At 33.2% G+C, this 18,822-nt stretch carries 16 protein-coding genes; 10 read left to right on the top strand and 6 right to left on the bottom strand.

The features are described 5' to 3' along the window. The first annotated feature begins 103 nt into the window (after positions 1-103). Entirely contained in the window at positions 104-1,630 is a 1,527-nt protein-coding gene (locus tag G7A72_RS00890) for a choice-of-anchor I family protein (protein WP_165151069.1), read from the top strand. 79 nt (positions 1,631-1,709) lie between these two features. Here the strand turns inward: G7A72_RS00890 and G7A72_RS00895 are convergent, their stop codons facing one another. Both G7A72_RS00895 and G7A72_RS00900 read right to left on the bottom strand, forming a co-directional pair. Beyond that, complete coding sequence (locus G7A72_RS00895) at positions 1,710-2,597, bottom strand: carbon-nitrogen hydrolase (RefSeq protein ID WP_091170395.1); 888 nt, start codon at positions 2,595-2,597, stop codon at positions 1,710-1,712. Between the two features lie 211 nt (positions 2,598-2,808). Next, positions 2,809-3,549, bottom strand: a complete 741-nt coding sequence (locus tag G7A72_RS00900; RefSeq protein WP_165151070.1) for an AraC family transcriptional regulator — start codon at positions 3,547-3,549, stop codon at positions 2,809-2,811. 725 nt (positions 3,550-4,274) lie between these two features. Here G7A72_RS00900 and G7A72_RS00905 point away from each other — a divergent pair. The 4 genes from G7A72_RS00905 to G7A72_RS00920 are packed head-to-tail and all read left to right on the top strand — an operon-like array spanning position 4,275 to position 9,776. Continuing rightward, entirely contained in the window at positions 4,275-4,745 is a 471-nt protein-coding gene (locus G7A72_RS00905) for a T9SS type A sorting domain-containing protein (protein ID WP_165151071.1), read from the top strand. Continuing rightward, entirely contained in the window at positions 4,742-5,365 is a 624-nt protein-coding gene (locus tag G7A72_RS00910) for a hypothetical protein (RefSeq protein WP_165151072.1), read from the top strand. Before G7A72_RS00905 ends, G7A72_RS00910 begins: the two co-directional genes overlap by 4 nt. Before the next feature lie 9 nt (positions 5,366-5,374). Next, the gene (locus G7A72_RS00915) at positions 5,375-7,303 is read left to right on the top strand and encodes a hypothetical protein (RefSeq protein WP_165151073.1); all 1,929 of its coding nucleotides are present in this window, start codon (positions 5,375-5,377) and stop codon (positions 7,301-7,303) included. Next, the gene (locus G7A72_RS00920; RefSeq protein WP_165151074.1) at positions 7,296-9,776 is read left to right on the top strand and encodes a hypothetical protein; all 2,481 of its coding nucleotides are present in this window, start codon (positions 7,296-7,298) and stop codon (positions 9,774-9,776) included. Before G7A72_RS00915 ends, G7A72_RS00920 begins: the two co-directional genes overlap by 8 nt. A 91-nt stretch (positions 9,777-9,867) precedes the next feature. On the opposite strand, the gene G7A72_RS00925 is transcribed toward G7A72_RS00920, so the two are convergent. Together G7A72_RS00925 and G7A72_RS00930 are read right to left on the bottom strand one after the other, a co-directional pair. Then, positions 9,868-10,653 carry an anti-sigma factor domain-containing protein gene (locus G7A72_RS00925; protein ID WP_165151075.1) on the bottom strand — a complete coding sequence of 262 codons (786 nt, stop codon included), beginning with the start codon at positions 10,651-10,653 and terminating at the stop codon, positions 9,868-9,870. After that, positions 10,653-11,183, bottom strand: a complete 531-nt coding sequence (locus G7A72_RS00930; protein ID WP_091170368.1) for an RNA polymerase sigma factor — start codon at positions 11,181-11,183, stop codon at positions 10,653-10,655. The genes G7A72_RS00925 and G7A72_RS00930 overlap by 1 nt, the downstream gene beginning before the upstream one ends. A 218-nt stretch (positions 11,184-11,401) precedes the next feature. Here G7A72_RS00930 and G7A72_RS00935 point away from each other — a divergent pair, with 218 nt between their 5' ends. The 5 genes from G7A72_RS00935 (at position 11,402) to G7A72_RS00955 (ending at position 17,033) form a co-directional block, all read left to right on the top strand. Next, on the top strand, positions 11,402-12,055 hold the full coding sequence (locus G7A72_RS00935; protein ID WP_165151076.1) for a DUF4331 family protein: 654 nt from the start codon (positions 11,402-11,404) through the stop codon (positions 12,053-12,055). A gap of 74 nt (positions 12,056-12,129) precedes the next feature. Continuing rightward, positions 12,130-12,684: a DUF4331 family protein gene (locus G7A72_RS00940; RefSeq protein WP_091170361.1), complete on the top strand. Its 555-nt coding sequence runs from the start codon at positions 12,130-12,132 to the stop codon at positions 12,682-12,684. 105 nt (positions 12,685-12,789) lie between these two features. Then, positions 12,790-14,085 carry a tetratricopeptide repeat protein gene (locus tag G7A72_RS00945; protein WP_165151077.1) on the top strand — a complete coding sequence of 432 codons (1,296 nt, stop codon included), beginning with the start codon at positions 12,790-12,792 and terminating at the stop codon, positions 14,083-14,085. Between the two features lie 3 nt (positions 14,086-14,088). Continuing rightward, on the top strand, positions 14,089-16,302 hold the full coding sequence (locus G7A72_RS00950; protein WP_165151078.1) for a TonB-dependent receptor: 2,214 nt from the start codon (positions 14,089-14,091) through the stop codon (positions 16,300-16,302). A gap of 230 nt (positions 16,303-16,532) precedes the next feature. Then, the gene (locus G7A72_RS00955) at positions 16,533-17,033 is read left to right on the top strand and encodes a glutathione peroxidase (RefSeq protein ID WP_371807563.1); all 501 of its coding nucleotides are present in this window, start codon (positions 16,533-16,535) and stop codon (positions 17,031-17,033) included. A gap of 189 nt (positions 17,034-17,222) precedes the next feature. Here the strand turns inward: G7A72_RS00955 and G7A72_RS00960 are convergent, their stop codons facing one another. After that, complete coding sequence (locus tag G7A72_RS00960; protein ID WP_165151080.1) at positions 17,223-18,173, bottom strand: tRNA-dihydrouridine synthase; 951 nt, start codon at positions 18,171-18,173, stop codon at positions 17,223-17,225. 108 nt (positions 18,174-18,281) lie between these two features. Further along, entirely contained in the window at positions 18,282-18,779 is a 498-nt protein-coding gene (locus tag G7A72_RS00965) for a GNAT family N-acetyltransferase (RefSeq protein WP_165151081.1), read from the bottom strand. Between the last annotated feature and the right edge of the window lie 43 nt (positions 18,780-18,822).

Raw genomic sequence — 18,822 nt, forward strand, 5'->3', positions numbered from 1 at the left:
TTTCATAAATTTATAAGAATAGTTTTGGTAATGATTATATAATATTGAGTTAATTCTTGTCGGGCTTCAGCTAGTTATTTTTGAAAAAATTAAAAATACAGTTATGAAAAAATATGGTATTACACTATTAGCGGCAATTATGGTTTTGTCAAGTTGCGAAAATGACTCAAATAAAGAGGAATCTCCTGAGTTGGTTGTAAATGAAAACGCTGCTACTTTCAAAGAAATTGGTTCCATTACTATTGGTGGCGCTGGAGCTGCTGAAATAAGTGCGTATGATGAAGTTTCTAAAAAGTTATTTACCGTAAACAATAGTAATACGAATAGGATTGATGTTATCGATTTGTCTAACCCATCTAGTCCGGTTTTTCTAACTAGTATCGATTTAACATCGTTTAATGGAACTTCAAATAGTGTGGCAACTTTTAACGGCAAATTAGCTGTGGCTTTAGAAGCAAAACCAAATAAGCAAGATGCCGGAAAAGTGGTCGTTTTTGACACTGCTAATTACAGTGTCGTCAAAGAAATTACTGTTGGTGCTTTGCCTGATATGATTACTTTCTCTCCTGACGGGAATTATATCATGACTGCTAATGAAGGAGAACCAAATGATACATATTCGATAGATCCGGACGGTTCTGTTTCTATTATTGCCGTTAATACTAATTATGCGGTTACGACTTTAAATTTTGGAAGTTTTAGCAATCAATTGAGTACATTGAAAACTAAAGGATTTAGAATTGCAAGTCTAACAAATAATTTTGTTTCTGATATTGAACCAGAATACATCACGATTTCTGCAGATTCTAAAACTGCTTGGGTGACTTTACAAGAAAATAACGGAGTGGCTAAAATTGATTTGGCAACCAAAACGATTACGAATATTTTTCCTTTAGGATTCAAAGACTACAATCTTGCCGAAAATGCTATAGATATCAGCGATAAAGATGGTGGCATTTTGGCTAATACATGGAAACTAAAAGGAATGTTTCAACCGGACGCTATAACTAATTTTGAAATCAATAAAATCCCTTATTTTGTTACTGCAAATGAAGGTGATGCCAGAGAATATTCAGCTTTTGTAGATGTAAAAAGAATCAGCAGTTCGTCTGTTATTTTGGATCCAATAGCGTTTCCAAACGCGGCTGCTTTAAAAGCAGAAACAAGCATGGGAAGGTTGAATATCAATACTAAAATGGGTGATATGGACGGCGATGGTGATTTTGACGAATTAGTTTCTTTTGGAGCCCGTTCTTTCTCCATTTGGAATGGAAACACAGGCGAAATAGTATTCGACAGTAAAAATGAATTAGACAAGAAAGCACAAGAATTGGGTATATATGATGATGCCAGAAGTGATGATAAATCAGTAGAACCAGAATCAGTTGTGGTGACTAAAATGGGCGATAAAACGATTCTTTTTGTTGGATTGGAACGAGTAGATGCCGTTATGGTGTATGATGTTTCGAATCCTGCAGCTCCAAAATTTTTACAGACTTTTAAAACCGGTGATGCACCTGAAGGATTACTTTTTATTCCAGCTTCAAAAAGTCCAACTAAAAGAAGTTTAGTGGTGGTAAGTAGCGAAGGCGATGGTGTCGTTAAAATATTCCAACCGGATTTGAATTAGATTTAGAAGTTTACTTTAAATAAAAATCCCTGCTTAGAATTATTTCTCAGCAGGGATTTTTTAATTATCTAAAGACGATTTAGTCAATCGCTCTTTTTGTAATATCTCCAAAAGCGTCTATTCTTCTGTCTCTAAAAAATGGCCAGTTTTGACGCACATTTTCTTGCAAGTCTAAATCTACTTCGGCAATTAGGATTTCCTCTTTGTCGTGTGAGGCTTGCGCCAAAATTTCACCTTGAGGTCCAGCAATAAATGAAGATCCCCAAAACTGAATTCCTGCCGTATCAGGCAAGTATTGTTCTAGACCAATTCTATTTGCCGCCGCAACATATACGCCATTTGCAACCGCGTGACCTTTCATAACACTCATCCAAGCACCATGTTGGTTTTCACCATATTGCTCTTTTTCTTGTGGATGCCATCCAATTGCTGTTGGGTAAAACAACACTTCAGCACCTTGTAAAGCAGTCAAACGAGCTGCTTCAGGATACCATTGATCCCAACAAATTAAAGTTCCTATTTTTCCTTTTTTGGTTGGAATTGTTTTAAAACCTAAATCACCAGGAGTAAAATAAAATTTTTCATAAAAATGAGGATCGTCCGGAATGTGCATTTTGCGGTACAATCCTGCTTCTGAACCGTCTGTGTCAATTATGTACGCACTATTATGGTAAATTCCTGCCATTCTTTTTTCGAAGAAAGGAACAATAATTACCACGCCTAATTCTTTTGCCAAAGCGCTAAAAGCAATAAACGAAGTACTGTACAATGGTTCTGCTAAAGCAAAATTATCTACATCTTCACTTTGACAAAAATAATGACTGCTATATAATTCTGGTAACGAAATTACTTCGGCACCAAGGTTGGCGGCATCACGAACCCAACTGATACATTTTTTCAAGTTGTTTTCGGCAATATCATTAAGATTCAATTGAATGACCGCTATTTTGTATTTCTTGTTTGGCATGACTAAAATTTTAGATTGCAAAAATAGTTATTTCCAAAGAGATTTATAAATCGTGATGAATAAATAATATTTAAAATGTGGTAGATTTATGATACATAATAAAAAATCTTCGTTTTATAAGAAAATTTGTTCGTTGCAATTTTATTATTCTTTTTTAGAGATATAAAATTCACATAAAACTAACACCTTATTGATTTATGAAAGTGCTTTTTTATTGCTCAAAATCAACCTTATTCATTTTAAAATATTCTAATGGAGATACGCCTGCAATTTCTTTAAAACTTGTGAAAAAAGGGTTGTAGGAGGTAAATCCAACCTTTTTTGATAATGAATCTAAAGTGTTATTTTTTAGGTAGTTTTGTTCAATTTGATTAATGGCGTCATGGATTCGAATCACTTTTTTATATTCAGAAAACGAGATTGTTGAGTGGTATTTAAATAAATACGAAAGATGGCTTTTTGGAATTTTTAGACTATTTGCTAAGTCTGAGATTGTAAGTTTTGAATTTCTAAATAATTCATATTTCAGTGAAATGGACTCAATTTCCTTGATATAATCAATAATATTTGAATCTATTTTTTCTTTAAGAACCAGATGCTGTTCGTTATTCAATTCAATATTAGTACTCTTCTTCCAAATATCATTCAAGACTAAAGTATTATTCTTATTCTCATTAATCTTCTGGTGCAGCACATTATAACCATAAAGAATTTCTGGAGAACGTAGTATTTTAAATAAAATGGTTAACCAAATCAGCGCCGATATCCATTGATAACTGTGTCCTTTAATGCTTTCACCAAAATAGATTTCCGTTGAAATTGATATGAAGAGCCTGAATATGGTAAGTATTAGTCCAATAAATAAAAAAAGTGTCCAATTATTTATTAATTTATTTTGTTGCTGAATCACTTTTATGTCTCCTTTTCTAGTCCAAATGGTAGTCCTTAACATTTGAAAACATAAAATAATATACGTTATAGCAAAAATAAAAAAGAGTCCATATAATATTATTTCTATTTGTTTTGAATCAAAATCGAAATGCTCTCGATAAATCATAGCTAAAAATAGTGCTACAGGAAATATAAAATGTAAAAGGTCCTTTGAATTTAGTTTCCTGTAATTTTCAGATAAATTTTTAAAGTACAGATAGCAAATAGGGATTACTACCAGTGAGAAGTTTGAATATTTGAAATAAGTTGTTCTGAAATTGGAATCAAAAATGAAATTTGTCAAACCGGATAAGAAAAAACGCAAAGAAATAATAAGTATAAATAGAATGATGTATAAGTTCATTATTCTATTGGATTTATAATTAGTGAAAATTAAAAATGTAGTTATTAATCCAATTAATCCAGTGATAATGAAAAGTAAATTTGAAAGCATTTTTGTAAATTTTTTCTGGATTTAAAATTACATTTTTTTTTTAGAGTTGAATTACTAAGTTACTATAAATTGAAAAATAACTCACAGATAATTTTGAATGCTTTTTTTTAAGTTTAGAACTCGTATTTAATACTTCGAATAAGAATTATTTCGCCATTTCTGCTCTTGATATCATAGTTTTAGAGTTACTAAAAACTGAAAAGTTCTTACTAATCAACTGTATTGTCGTTTAAATGCATTTTTTATCGATGAAATACATTTATTTTAGATTAATATTGTTAAAAATAAATTTTATGAGGTACTTACTTATACTTTTTACTGTGACTTTTCAAGGTCAAGTTATGCACCATCAAATGCTTTCTTCACAGGGGCAGTCAACAAGAATGCCAGATGGTTTGATGATTAAACAAACTATTGGGCAGCAAAGTGTCACTGGCAATTCAATTGGTAATGCTGTCGTCATACAGGGTTTTCAGCAAAGTCTTTGGAGTAATTACATTGTTTCCAATGATAAAATTGAAATTACGACACTAACTTATCCCAATCCTTTTACTGAAACGGTCAATTTTCAATTCTCGGAGCCGGTTATTGATCTTATTACTATTACTGTTTTTGATATTTTGGGCCGTTTGATATTTGAACAAAAAAAAGCATCAATCAACACTATTTTAACAATTAATTTGGCACAGTTGTCAAGATCAGAATATCTCGTACGATTAAATGCCTCTAAATTCACTTTATACACTAAAATTATTAAACAATGATGAAAAACTACCTACTGCTTGTAATGTTAATTGCGTCCTGTCAATTATTTTCCCAAGAAATTTATTTGAATACGGGAAAGAATTTTACAAAGTATAATTATAAAAATGGCTTTGGGCAAGCAGATCCTGACCTTCAAAGCGGAACTGGTAATTTTTATGAAATTGGGTTTAATAAACCGTTACCAAATAAGCACATGCTTTATTCTTATGGACTTTCTTTGAATGAATATAATGCCTTAGGCGGCAATGTTGCGAATTCCTATAGTTGGGAAACTAAATATCTGGGTCTTAAAGCAGGATTGGGATTTTCTTTTTTTCCTATGGATGATCTTCATAAACTAAATTTTTTAGTGCAAGCTGGTATTTTGGGCGAAACCATAATTTACGGAAAACAAAAAATGGATGGCGCGTTTTATGATTTAGTACACCAAAAAGAATTTTCGGGAGTAGTAGTGGAACCATCGATGGGTTTTCAAGTTAAGTATCGCGTTCCTTCCTTCGGGTGTTTAAGTGTTGGTTATAATTTAGGTCAAACTTATAATGTTTCCAATTCGACTACTGAAAAAATATCATTTATGACCCATCAGTTACAATTGGGTGTTCATTTTCCAATCAATTAAAATTTAATTATGAAAAAAATAATTCTACTTATTTTCCTTTTTATTGGTGCCAAAAATTTTGCGCAAACTAATGGTATAACTTATCAGGCTGTAATTTTGAATCCACAGGGACAACAATTGCCTGGAGTAAATAATCCAAATGCTTTTTTAGTCAGTAAAGACATTTGTATGTTGTTTAAATTTGTTGACGAATATTCTAATGTAGAATATCAGGAAGTGATTCAAACAAAAACAGATGAATTTGGAATGGTCAATTTGATCATTGGATCGGGATCGCAAACAGCTGGGTATGCATCTTCTTTTGATGAAATCGTATGGAATGCTGTCAGCAAAAAATTGATAGTGGCTGTTAATACTAATGGAAGTTGCAGCTCATTTACTGAAATAAGTAATCAGCCCTTTAACTCAGTTCCTACCGCCTTTTTTGCTAAAAATGCCGAAAATGTTACCGGAGTGGTTCCTATAGAAAATGGAGGTACAAATGCCGTTACAGTTCTTGGGGCTAAAACTAATTTGGGACTTGAAAATGTTGATAACACTACTGATTTGAATAAACCAATTAGCACTGCTTCAAAATTGGCATTGAATTTAAAAGAGGATGCAATAAATAAAAGTTCGGATGGAAGTTTTGCTTCGAATTCGGATGTTAAATTTCCAACCGAAAAAGCGACTAAAACGTATGTGGATGCGAGTTCTTCATCCAATTCTTTGGTTTTGAACAATGAGATTTCAAGAGCAACTACTGTTGAAAATACTATTGCTACAAATTTGGTTTCAGAAACCGAAAGAGCAACTTTAGCGGAATCTGCAAATGCATCAGCAATCACTACGGAGACTAATCGTGCGACTTTAGCTGAAGCCACTAAAGAAGATGCAGTAAATAAAAGTACAGATGGAACTCTGATTTCGAATTCAGATTTGAAATTTCCAACCGAAAAAGCTACTAAAACGTATGTAGATGTAAATATTGCAACTTCGAATTCCATAACACAAACATTATTAAATGCAAAAGCACCTTTGGAATCACCAACATTCACGGGAACACCTTTCGCTCCAACTCCTGCAGCTGGAACTGCTACAACACAAATTGCTACAACGAATTTTGTTACAAGTGCTATTGCCGATATGAGTGCAAATACAAGTACAAATTTTGTTGATTTAACAACGAATCAAACCATTGCGGGAACTAAAATTTTTACTTCAGACGCAACTATTAATGGAGTTACGGTAGGAAGAGGGAAATTTAACGAAAACTCTAATACTGCCGTTGGATTAGGAGCTTTGGAAGCTAATGCTGGTTATGCAAATACAGGAATAGGTAGAGGAACTTTAGCATTAAATGATAGTGGAAATGGAAATACTGTACTTGGTTATATAGCATTGTCCAAAAATGTATCTGGTGGCGATAATGTTTCCATAGGAGGTTTAAGTTTGTTGAATAATATTTCCGGTTCTCAAAATACTGCAATTGGTAATCGTGCAGATGTAAGTTTTGATGGTATTACAAATTCGGTTGCCATTGGTGCTAATGCCATTGTTACTGCATCTAACACAATTCAATTAGGTTCTGATGGAAGCGGTTCTTACACCGCTGTAACCAATGTAAATACAAGTGCTATAATTACGGCTACTGGATACAAAACACCAAGTGGAACCGCTTCGCAGTATTTGATGGCGAATGGAAGTGTTTCAACAGGAGCAGCTCCTGTTCGTGAAGTTGCAGATGAAATATCAGCTACAGCAACTCAAAATAGTTTTATGTTGACTCAAACTCCATCAATAAATAGTAAAGTGAAAATGTATGTGAATGGTATTCGAATTAGTAATGCTGCTTATAGCTGGATTGGAACTACATTAACTTACATCCCTGCTAATAATGGTTCGTATTCCTTGTCGGTAAATGACAGAATTCAATTTGATTATTTTATTAATGAATAGTTTTCAATACAGTTATACCATGAAGTTTTATAAAAAAATAGTTCTCTTTATTCTGATCTTTGTTGGTTTTGAAGGGTATTGCCAAAATACGTTAGACAATGTAGGGCTTACGAGTGCTACACCGGCGGCTGGAGCTTATAGTTTGAGAAAACTAAGCAGCTTATACCTTGGTAGTGCCATACAGGTAAGACGCAGTGTTGACAATGCGACTCAAAATATCAGTTTTGATAGCAATGGAAATTTAGATGCCAATTCACTAACATCATTTGTTGGTTCAGGAGATGGATTTTTGACGATTTGGTATGACCAAAGTGGGAATGGAAACAATGCAATTCAAAATGCACTTTTAAATCAACCAAAAATTATTACTACAGGAGTTATTGAAAGATCAAATGGATTACCAACGGTAATTTTTTCAGGATCGCAATTTTTAGTAGTTAATTCCACTGTATTTAATAATGACTTAACAGGTTGTCTTGTATATAATGCCTCCGGTTTTAATAATAGGAGTGGCCTTGCTAGAAGCTGGTTTAACATGAATGGTATATTTGGTTCTGAGCAGCCCGGTGGCACTACAGACTTTGCATATGGTATTTACAATAATAAATTCACTGCAGGAAACGGTCCGTCGGATAATTCTATAGCAGGAAATACAACCGTAAACGATAATTCAATACGGTTACATTCTTGGACTAGAAATAGAACAACTGGACAAATAAATTTATATGCCAATGGAGCCATCGATGGTACTGCAAATCTTAACACCGGGACTTTTTCTGCGGCGACATCGGTAGCAATTGGTGCAAATCAGACTTTTGCTTCAGGACAAGTATTTTATAATGGTTATGTGAGTGAGTTAATCTTATTTGCAACGGTATTAACCAATCCACGCCAGACAATTGAATACAAACAAGGACTTTACTACGGTGTTTGTGCATTGGCAACTCAACCTAGCCCCAACAACCAGTCTGTTATATTGGGAGGTACGCCTGCCAGTCTTGGTGTTTTGTCTAGCGATCCTGATGCAACATACCAGTGGTATAGTAATACTACAAAATCTAATTCAGACGGAACATTACTTCTAGGAGAAACTAATAAAACTTATACCCCGAGTACAGCAGCAGAAGGAACTTTATATTACTATGCAGTTATTTCTTCCGCTACAACCACTTGCGCTAGCAATGTTTCTGGGTATGTTCGTGTAGGTATTGAAATTACTTCTCAGCCTTCCAATAGTAATCAAACAGTAATTCAAAATAGTTCCGTAAATAGTTTAAATGTTATAGCCACTGGAAATAGTATAACGTACCAATGGTACAAAAACTTAAATAATAGCAATACTAGCGGAATACTAATTAGTGGCGCTACGACCAATTCTTATACACCTCTTAGTACTGATTTAGGGACTAGTTATTACTACGTTGTAGTTTCTGGAAACAACACCATTTTAGTAAGTAATCCATCAGGAGCAATTAAAGTAACCACAACTCCCGTAATTTGGAATGGGCCAACAATAACTTTTAGTAAGGCGAATTATGCTGATTATACTCTTGTTCAGAATCAGGATGTTCTGACTAATACTGTAAAGTTAACTAGGGCAAATGATCAAGGCTTATTTAACATTGCTGCAGAAAGTAGGTTTGGTGGAGTTTCTCCTTCAAATACGGAATGGGCAGAGGGTTTATTGACAAACTATACGAACTTAACTTATAGAACTTGGCAACAAGCAGTTAATTATAGTGCTGCATATAGTGTAGATAAAACATATGTGGTCCATTTAATTAATGAGAATGTTTTCTTAGAATTAAAAGTACTTTCATGGACTGCGGGAGGGAATGGTGGGGGATTTTCGTATTCCAGAACTACTTGCCTACCACCATCAGAACCTGCAGCTAGTAATCAAAGTTTTAATTCGCCAGCTACCGTTGCAGATTTGGTTGTAACAGGAACCAATATAAAATGGTATTTAGGAAGTTCAGGAGGAACTTCTTTACTATCTTCAACCAGTTTAACTTCGGCAACTTACTATGTAACGCAAACAGTAAATAACTGTGAAAGTGCTAGAAAACCAATTTCTGTAGCTATCATTAGCTGTTCGGCACCAACTATAAGTAGTTTTAATAATACTACTAAGACTTATTTTGATACCAATTATACTATTATTCCACCTTTAAGTAACAGTTCTGGAGTCTTCACTTATATGAGTAGCAATCTATCAGTAGCAACAATAAGTGGAACAACAGTAAATATTATTGGCCCAGGAAGCACAATAATCACCGCTAATCAAGATGCACACGGAAGTTTTTGTATTGGAAGTATTACGTCTACTTTAATTGTAAATAATATTGCAGTTGTAACTAAGAACGGTCAGATTACCACCAGTAATCCTAATCATGTTAATAAAAATGGGTCAGTAGGAAGCAGTAGTGGAGTAAATGAGAACGGTCAAGCAAAAGTGACTAAATCCAATTAAAATTTTATTATCAGAAAAGAGGTATATTCATTCCATAAAAAAAGGTTCAACTTTGCAGTTGAACCTTTTTTAGTATCTAAGAAAAGAGTTTTTAGACTTTTCCTAGCGTATATAATTGTTCCAGTGTAGGAGTTAAACTTCCTCCTTTAGGTTCAAGTGTAATACCAAAAGCTTCTGCTTCATTGGCATTATTTACTGCAAATAATTTTTGCTCATTTGTATTAAAGTCTTCTAATAATCCAATGCTGGTAGGAGTCAACGGGCTTAATTTCAATGCCCAAACCTGATACACCATTCCTTCAGGAGGCTCTGGTAAACCTGCAGCATCAATGTAAACTACTTTAGTATCTTGATTCCAATATACTTTTGCAAAAGATTCTGGAGCAACTGCTTGTCCTCCAAGAGCTACAACAGTATTTTTAGTGTCTCTTACAACTGCCAAACTGGTTTCATTAGCCGTATTTTTCAATTTTAAGACATTAAACTGTTTTTCTAATTTGGCTTTTTCAATTTCAGTATTCGCAACCTGAGTTGACGTCTGATTCAACTGATTATATTGGTAACCAATACCAACCAATAATAGGATAGCTGCTGCCCATCCAATGTATTGAGATCTATTTTTAGTAGGCTCTAATTGAATGACTTCGGCATGTTTCAGTTCTAATTTCTCTTTTATTTTTTCGAAATTAGCTACCGAATGAAATGGTGAAAAGCTTGATGAGATTGCAATAATCGCTTTTTCAATAGCTATAATTTCAGCATTTATTTCCGGGTTACTTTTTGCCATAGCTGTAACTTCTTCGTTTTCAGTTTCACTTAATAAACCGTAAACATAAAGTTCCAGAATTCCTGATTCAATATATTCTTTTGTTTCCATTATACTTTCAAATAATTTCTTAGATCGTTAATACAATTTCTATTTTGCGTTTTTACCGTTCCTAAAGGAATTGCCAATTCGTCTGAAGCTTCCTGTTGGGTGTAGCCTTTAAAAAACAGTAAATCAATTATTTGAATACATTTTGGTTTCAGTCTTTTTACAAATTCCTGCAAACCTATAGTATCCACTTTGTCTGATAGTTTAGAACTGTCTTCAAAGTGATTTACGAAATTATCAGTAGAAAGGTTTTTTTGACTATTATTAAAATTCTTAGAACGCAGCTTATCAATAGAAGTGTTTCTGGCAATATTCAGAATCCAAGTGTAGAATCTTCCTTTGCTCTCATGGTAAGAATCAATATTCTTCCAAATTTTTACAAATACTTCCTGAAGCACATCTTCTGCTTCTTCTCTGTTTTTTACAAGAACATTAATAACCGAAAATAAACTTTTGGAATACATATCATATAAATGTGTAAATGCCCTTTCGTCTTTCTTATAAATTAATACTAACAATTCTTCTTGACTCATATCTTATATTTTACAATTACAAACTTATACAATCTTAATTAAAAATAACATAATATATAGTTACCAACATCAAAATAAAAATAATTTTACTTTTTTTAAGTATTTAAAAAATTTAAAATCAATTAGTTAAATATTATTTTAATTTTTTTTTAGGATTTAAAAAACCAAATCGGAAACAATCCCGTAAATGCATTTATAACCTTTTAATTTAAAACAAAATGAAAAAAACAAAAATGCTTTTAGGTCTATCGCTACTGGCGGTTTCGGGCTTAATTTTAGTTGCAGCGGATCACATTGATGCACCGGCTACAATGTCAGGAGACGCAGGAGATATTACGGATGTTTATGCTTTTCAAGGGCAAAACACAAGTAATTTAGTATTTGCAGTAAACACTCAAGGATTGTTAAGTCCTAATGCTACTGGTGCTGCCACATTCAAAGATAATGTGATGGTTGAGATAAACATTGACAATAATGGTGACAATGTTGAAGATTTAGTGATTCAGGCAATTAAGAAAGATGATAAGATGTATTTCTTTGGACCTGTAGCTCCAGGAACAACTGGAACTTCAAGTACCGTTAAAACTGCATCAGCTTCAGGAAGTGTTACTATCTCTAAATATGGAACAGCAGCTTTGACTGCAGAACAAAACGGAATGAAATTTTTCGCAGGGCCAAGAGACGATCCTTTCTTTTTTGATTTAGGTCAATTCAAAGCAATTCTTGGCGGAACAGCTACAGGATTTAACAATCCGGGTACAGACACATTTGCTGGTACCAATGTAATGTCTATAGTTGTTGAGGTTCCAAAATCAATGTTGGGTTCATCAAGTACTGTTGGTGTTTGGGCTGAAACTAAGAAAAAACAATAATTAATTTTATTTAAAAAAAGCAAAAACATGGAATCGAAGATTTTCGATTTCGAAAAATTTAAAATTTAAACATCATGAGTAAAACAAATAAATTCAAAATTATAACAATCGCACTAGTAGCTGCAGTTGTTTCAGTAAATTGTGACAATGACGATTCAAATAATGATCCAGTAGCTAGCTTGGATTTTTCTGGAACTTTTGTTCAGCAAGACCAAATGGCAAGACCGGCAATTAATACGGTATTCGTTGCTTCAGGACAACCTAAAGATGACTTCAATGCTGCAATTCCATCGGCAATGGGAGCAAAATACCAACCTATTTTTCAATCCAGATTATTGGCTTTGAATCCTGCATATACAACAAATGCTTTAGGACAAACTGCCGCGCAGCTTACAGGTCTTTTAGCAACAGATGTATTAGGAGTGTCTAAAACAGCACCCACAACTTTCTTTGACGGAACTAACGTTTTGACAGGAAGAGCTTTGGCAGATGACGTTATAGATGTTGAATTATTATTGATTTTTGGTGGACCAACTGGTGCTACTAATCCACAATTGACTAAAGATAATGTAAATGCAAATGATAAAGCATTTGGAACAACTTTCCCTTACCTAGCTTCTGCTTGGTAGTATTTCCACAAAAAAAACAGAGCGTTTACAGCAATATTATTCGCTCTGTTTTTTTAATAAAACAAACAAACAAACAAACAAACAAACAAACAAAATAATTAGAGTATGAAAACTTTAAAAATAACTTTCCTTTTTGTTTTCACAACGCTACTTTTATTAGGTTGTGAAAGTAAATCAGAAGAAATCACCAGCAAAGAAGACTATTCTAAATACTTGAGTTTAAAAGACAATAAATCGTTGTCTTTTGCTCATGAAGAAATTGATTTTTGGCAGAAAAAATATAACGCTGCTCCAAACCAAATTAGTTATTTAAGTCAACTTGCAGCTAATTACAGTACACTTTTTGAATATACCGGTGATATCAAAAACTTATATAAATCTGAAGATTTATTGACCAAATCAAATGAAGCATACAATTATTCAAGGGTTTCCACTGTTCGATCATTGTCAAGAAATTATATTTCACAACATAGGTTTAAGGAAGCACTTGAACTAGCCACTAAAGCTTTAGCCATAGGCGAAGGAAAAAAAGAAACTCAAAAACTATTGTTCGACGTTCAAATGGAATTGGGAAATTATCCTGAAGCCGTTAAAAATTTGAATGCGATTAGAGATATGAATAGTTTTGATTATTTGATTCGCTTGGCAAAATGGAACGATCATAAAGGCGATTTAGAAACAGCAATAACTTTCATGGAAAAGGCAAGAGATATTGCTGAAAAAGAAGACAATAAAGTGCTAAAAATCTGGTCCTATTCTAATTTGGGTGATTTTTATGGTCATGCAGGAAGAATTCAGGAATCATATGACAGTTTCCTAAAAACATTAGCGCTAGATCCTAATTATTCCTATGCTTTAAAAGGAATTGCATGGATTGTATTCTCAAAAGAACGTAATATAAACGAGGCCAACAGAATTATTGATGCTATTGCAGCTACACATAATACACCTGATTTCTATTTATTAAAATCTCAAATTGCTCAATTTGAAGGCAATAAAATTGAGGAAGTAAAAAACAGAAATGCTTATTTTTCCATGATGGAGAAAAATAATTATGGTGCAATGTACAATAAATACAATGCTCTTATTTATGCTGATGACAAACAAACAGCTCAAAAAGCATTAGAGATTGCTAAAATAGAAGTTGATCACAGACCTACAGCTGATTCTTATGATTTATTAGCTTGGGCATATTTAAATGTTGGCGAAAATAAAAAAGCATTAGAAATTGCTCAGAACCATGTGGTTGGAAAATCCTTTGAACCAAAGGTGCAATACCACTTGGCAATGATTTACAAATCAAATAATTTAGCACTAAAAACGAAACCTATTAAGGAGGAATTACTATCCAGTTTATACGAATTGGGGCCTAATTTCGAGAAAAAGGTAAATCAATTATAGCGTATGAAAAATATTATTTTATTGTTAGTTACTCTTTTTGGAGTAGCTTCGTTCGGCCAAATCCAAAAAGGAAAAGTGTTAGATAAGGATGGAAATCCAGTTGAGAATGCTTATTTAATCAATACAAGTTCAGAAAGTCATGCACATACAAATGAGTTTGGTTTTTTTAGCATTGATAAAACAAGTATTGGTGATATTCTTAAAATAACAGCCTTAGGATATAAAAAAACGAATTATACTATTGTTTCCTCTGATGATACAATTATCATTGAAGATGATATTTTTAGATTGAATGAAATTGTAATTCAACCAAAACTTTCGGCGATGAATGTTATTTCAAAAATAGATTTGCAAACCACCCCAGTGAATTCTTCTCAAGAAATTCTTAGAAAAGTTCCTGGTTTATTCATCGGGCAACATGCCGGCGGAGGTAAAGCTGAGCAAATATTTTTGAGAGGTTTTGATATTGATCATGGAACAGATATTGCAATTTCAGTAGACGGAATGCCAGTAAATATGGTGTCTCACGCACATGGTCAAGGTTATGCTGATTTACATTTTGTTATTCCGGAAACGGTAGAAAAAATAGATTTTGGAAAAGGAACGTATTATGCCAACAAAGGGGATTTTGCTACGGCAGGATACGTTGCTTTCCAAACTAAAGATAAAATAGAAAAAAGTAGCATTGGGGTAGAGGTAGGACAATTCAATACTTTGAGAACAGTAGGATTGTTTAATCTTTTAGGCAACCAAAAAACACAAAGCGCCTACATTGCCACAGAATATATTCTAACAGATGGTCCTTTTGATTCTCCCCAAAATTTTAATAGGATCAATCTGTTAGGTAAATATTCAGCTATATTAAGTGACAATAGTAAGTTTTCAATCTTGGCTTCTCGCTTTTCCAGCAAATGGGACGCTTCGGGACAAATTCCGCAACGTTTGGTTGATAATGGAACAATTTCGAGATTTGGTGCTGTTGATGATACCGAAGGGGGAAATACATCGCGAACTAATTTTAATGCGAGTTTGAGCAAACCAATTGATGAAAATACATTTTTGAAAGCCAATGCTTTTTATTCGAATTATCAATTTGAATTGTATTCTAATTTTACATTCTTTTTGGAAGATCCAATTAATGGGGACCAAATTAAACAGAAAGAAAACCGCGATATATATGGAATGAATGCGGAGTTGAATAAGAAAACAAAAATAAATGAAACAGATGTTTTGTTGCAATTTGGAGCTGGTTTTCGCGCCGATGCTACAACAGATACTGAACTGTCTCACACTTTAAACAGAAGTGTACTTCTTGAGAATATAAAATTAGGAGATATTGATGAGACTAATTTGTTTACGTATTTGAATTCAGAATTCAATTTTGGGAAACTGATGATTAATCCGGCGATTCGATTGGATTATTTCAAATTCAATTATCAGGATAAATTAATGGAGAATTACAAAACCCAATCGGAATCCAAAGTTAAGTTTTCTCCAAAATTGAATTTCATTTACTCGCAAAATAACAACTTGCAATTTTTTGTAAAATCAGGAATGGGTTTTCATTCGAATGATGCCCGTGTAGTGGTTCAAAACAGTGGAAAACAAATTTTACCAACGGCAATAGGAACGGATGTGGGTACCATTTGGAAACCATTTCCAAAGTTAATCGTTAATTCAGCTTTATGGTATTTGTTTTTGGAACAGGAGTTTGTTTATGTGGGAGATGCCGGAATTATTGAGCCAAGCGGAAAATCAAAACGTATGGGAGCAGAGCTTGGTTTACGGTACCAATTGAACGATTGGTTGTATTTTGATGCTGATGCAAATTATACGTACGCCAGAAGTATAGATGAACCAAAGGGGCAAGATTACATTCCGTTAGCACCAGATTTCACAACTACTGGAGGATTAAGTTTCCAAAAATTTAATGGTTTTTCAGGAGGAATTAGGTATCGTTATTTAAAAAATCGTCCGGCAAATGAAGATAATTCTATTGTTGCCAAAGGCTACTTTATTTCGGATTTAAATGTTAATTACCAATATAAGAATATCAATTTCGGAATTGCAGTAGAGAATATTTTTGATACAGAATGGAACGAAACACAATTTGCCACTGAATCCAGGCTTCAAAATGAACCAGAGAGTGTCGAAGAAATTCATTTTACTCCAGGAACGCCTTTCTTTATGAAAGGAAAAATAACCTATACGTTTTAAATACCACATTAAGGTTTGTTGTTTATTTGTTTGGAAGCCTGGCATTTTCATAGTGTCAGGTTTCTTTTTTATTTAACTACTGTTTAACTAAAAAATACTTTGATAAAACAAATTTTTATTTAATTTTATGAAAAATTTCAATTATGAAAAATCTAGTATACATAGCGACTTGCGCTTTGATGTTATTTAGTTGTCAAAACCAGGCACAACCACAAAAATCTGAAAATAAAATGAGTACACCCTTAGTTACTAAAGAAACAATTTATCAGTTTAAAGTAGAAGATTTATCAGGTAAAAGTTTTGATTTTGCTTCTTTGAAAGGTAAAAAAATCATGATTGTAAATACGGCTTCAAAATGTGGATTGACTCCACAATACAAAGACCTTGAAGCAGTTTATAAAGAATACAAAGACAAAGGGTTAGTAATTGTAGGTTTTCCAGCTAATAATTTTGCTTCACAAGAGCCTGGAACGAATGAAGAAATTGCTACTTTCTGTCAAATGAATTACGGAGTAACTTTCCCAATGATGGATAAAATTTCTGTAAAAGGAGATGATATGGCGGCTATTTATCAGTTTTTGACTCAAAAATCTAAAAATGGCTTGCAAGATTCGAAAGTAGAATGGAATTTTCAAAAATACCTAATTAACGAAAACGGAGAATTAGAAAAAGTTATTTCTCCGCAAACTTTAGTAACAGATCCAGAAGTATTAAATTGGATAAAGGCATAATTTTCTACCGCTAATTTGCTAATATTTATTAAATAAAAAAAGAGATTTTCAGTCAAATGAAAATCTCTTTTTTTTGTGGTTTCAGTAAAAAATATCAAATATTTTTAAAATTTGAACCATTAAGAAATTAACTTACATTACAACTCAGAGCTTAATTTTTCTTAATTTCTTAAAGGTTTATTTTTTTCTTTAGAATTTTTCGTTTTTGAAAATTTCCGCAACAGCAGCTTCATAATTTCGAATACTTTGTGCTTTTTTTATTTTCTTTAAAACTTTATGTGGATTTGAAAACGTAGCCGAAAAATATTCCCATAAGTGGTACATTTTCAATAGAATATGTGTTGAACCAGAAAGTGATTCGCTATAAATAGCATACAAAGTATCGTGGAACGCACTGAACAATTCTATTTTGTTGGCAGGATATTCTACTGTATTGTTTTTTATCATACTGGGTAAAAATGGATCCGAAATTAATCCTCTACCAATCATCCAATGATCGATGCTTGGAAATCGTTCCTGCATTTCATGAAATTTAGCCACCGAGGTTATGTCACCATTATAATACAATTTATGTTTGGTATTATCTACACATAACTGAAATGCATCGAGATTCACGCCACCTTTATACAATTGCTTTCCAATACGTGCATGAATCGCAATATTCTTAATAGGGTAAGTATCTAAAATAGGTAAAACATCCAGAATTTCTTCACTGTTTTCATACCCCAAACGCATTTTCATAGACACAATAATATCAGATTCATTGTGTGCTCTGTGAAGAATGTTATTGATTTTTTCTGGATTACTTATTAAGCCGGAACCCATGCCAGACTTGGTCACCATAGGATACGGACAGCCTAAATTCCAGTTTAACTCTTTATACCCCAATTCCCGAACATATTTTGCCACAAATAAAAATTCATCGGCATCGTTTGTTATCACTTGTGGAATTACCTCTAAATCAAGATTATTCTCTGGAAGCAGGTCGCGTTCGTAAGACGGTTTGATAACCATTTTTCCGTTTAAGCGAATGTAAGGCGAGTAAAAAGTGTCAATTCCTCCAAATAATTTGTTTTGGGCATTTCTAAAACGAAAGTCGGTAAATCCCTGTAAAGGCGATGAAAGTAAGGTATAATCCATGAAATTTTTAGTTGCGCAAATATACTATAAAGTAGCAAGTCTTAAAGTTATAAAATTCATAAAGTCAAAACATAGCACAAAATGAGCTACATGATGATAAAATTCGTTTTATTCTAAAATCAATTGCATGAACACAGAGTGCAACCAACGATCAAATTTATAACCGGATTCCTTGATGATTCCCACAGTTTTAAAACCAAATTTCTCATGAAATTCTACACTGCTTTGATTTTCAGCATCAATTACGGCAATCATGGTATGTAACTTTTGATTCTTAGCAAGACGGATTAATTCCTGCAGCAGAATTTTTCCAATACCTTTTCCATGGTGGTCTTGGTTGACATAAACAGAATGTTCCACCGTAAATTTATAGGCTTCGCGAAAACGAAACTCACTATACATTCCAAAACCAACAACTGTCCCATCTAATTCCGCTACAATGACTGGAAAGTTTTTTCCAATTTTTTCTTCGAGTATGGCTTTTTGTTGCTCAAAGGTTCGGATGTTGTAGTCATAGAGCGCTGTGGAGCGCAAAATATTGTAATTAATTATGTCTAAAATAGCTTGAGTATCTTCCGTTTTATAAGCTCGTAATCTAATTTCCATGTGTTGTTTATTTGCTTCAAAATTAAGAAATAACCGTTAAAAA

Origin of the sequence: Flavobacterium sp. Sr18 (genome assembly GCF_011064265.1) — a bacterium.
Lineage (GTDB): Bacteria > Bacteroidota > Bacteroidia > Flavobacteriales > Flavobacteriaceae > Flavobacterium > Flavobacterium petrolei.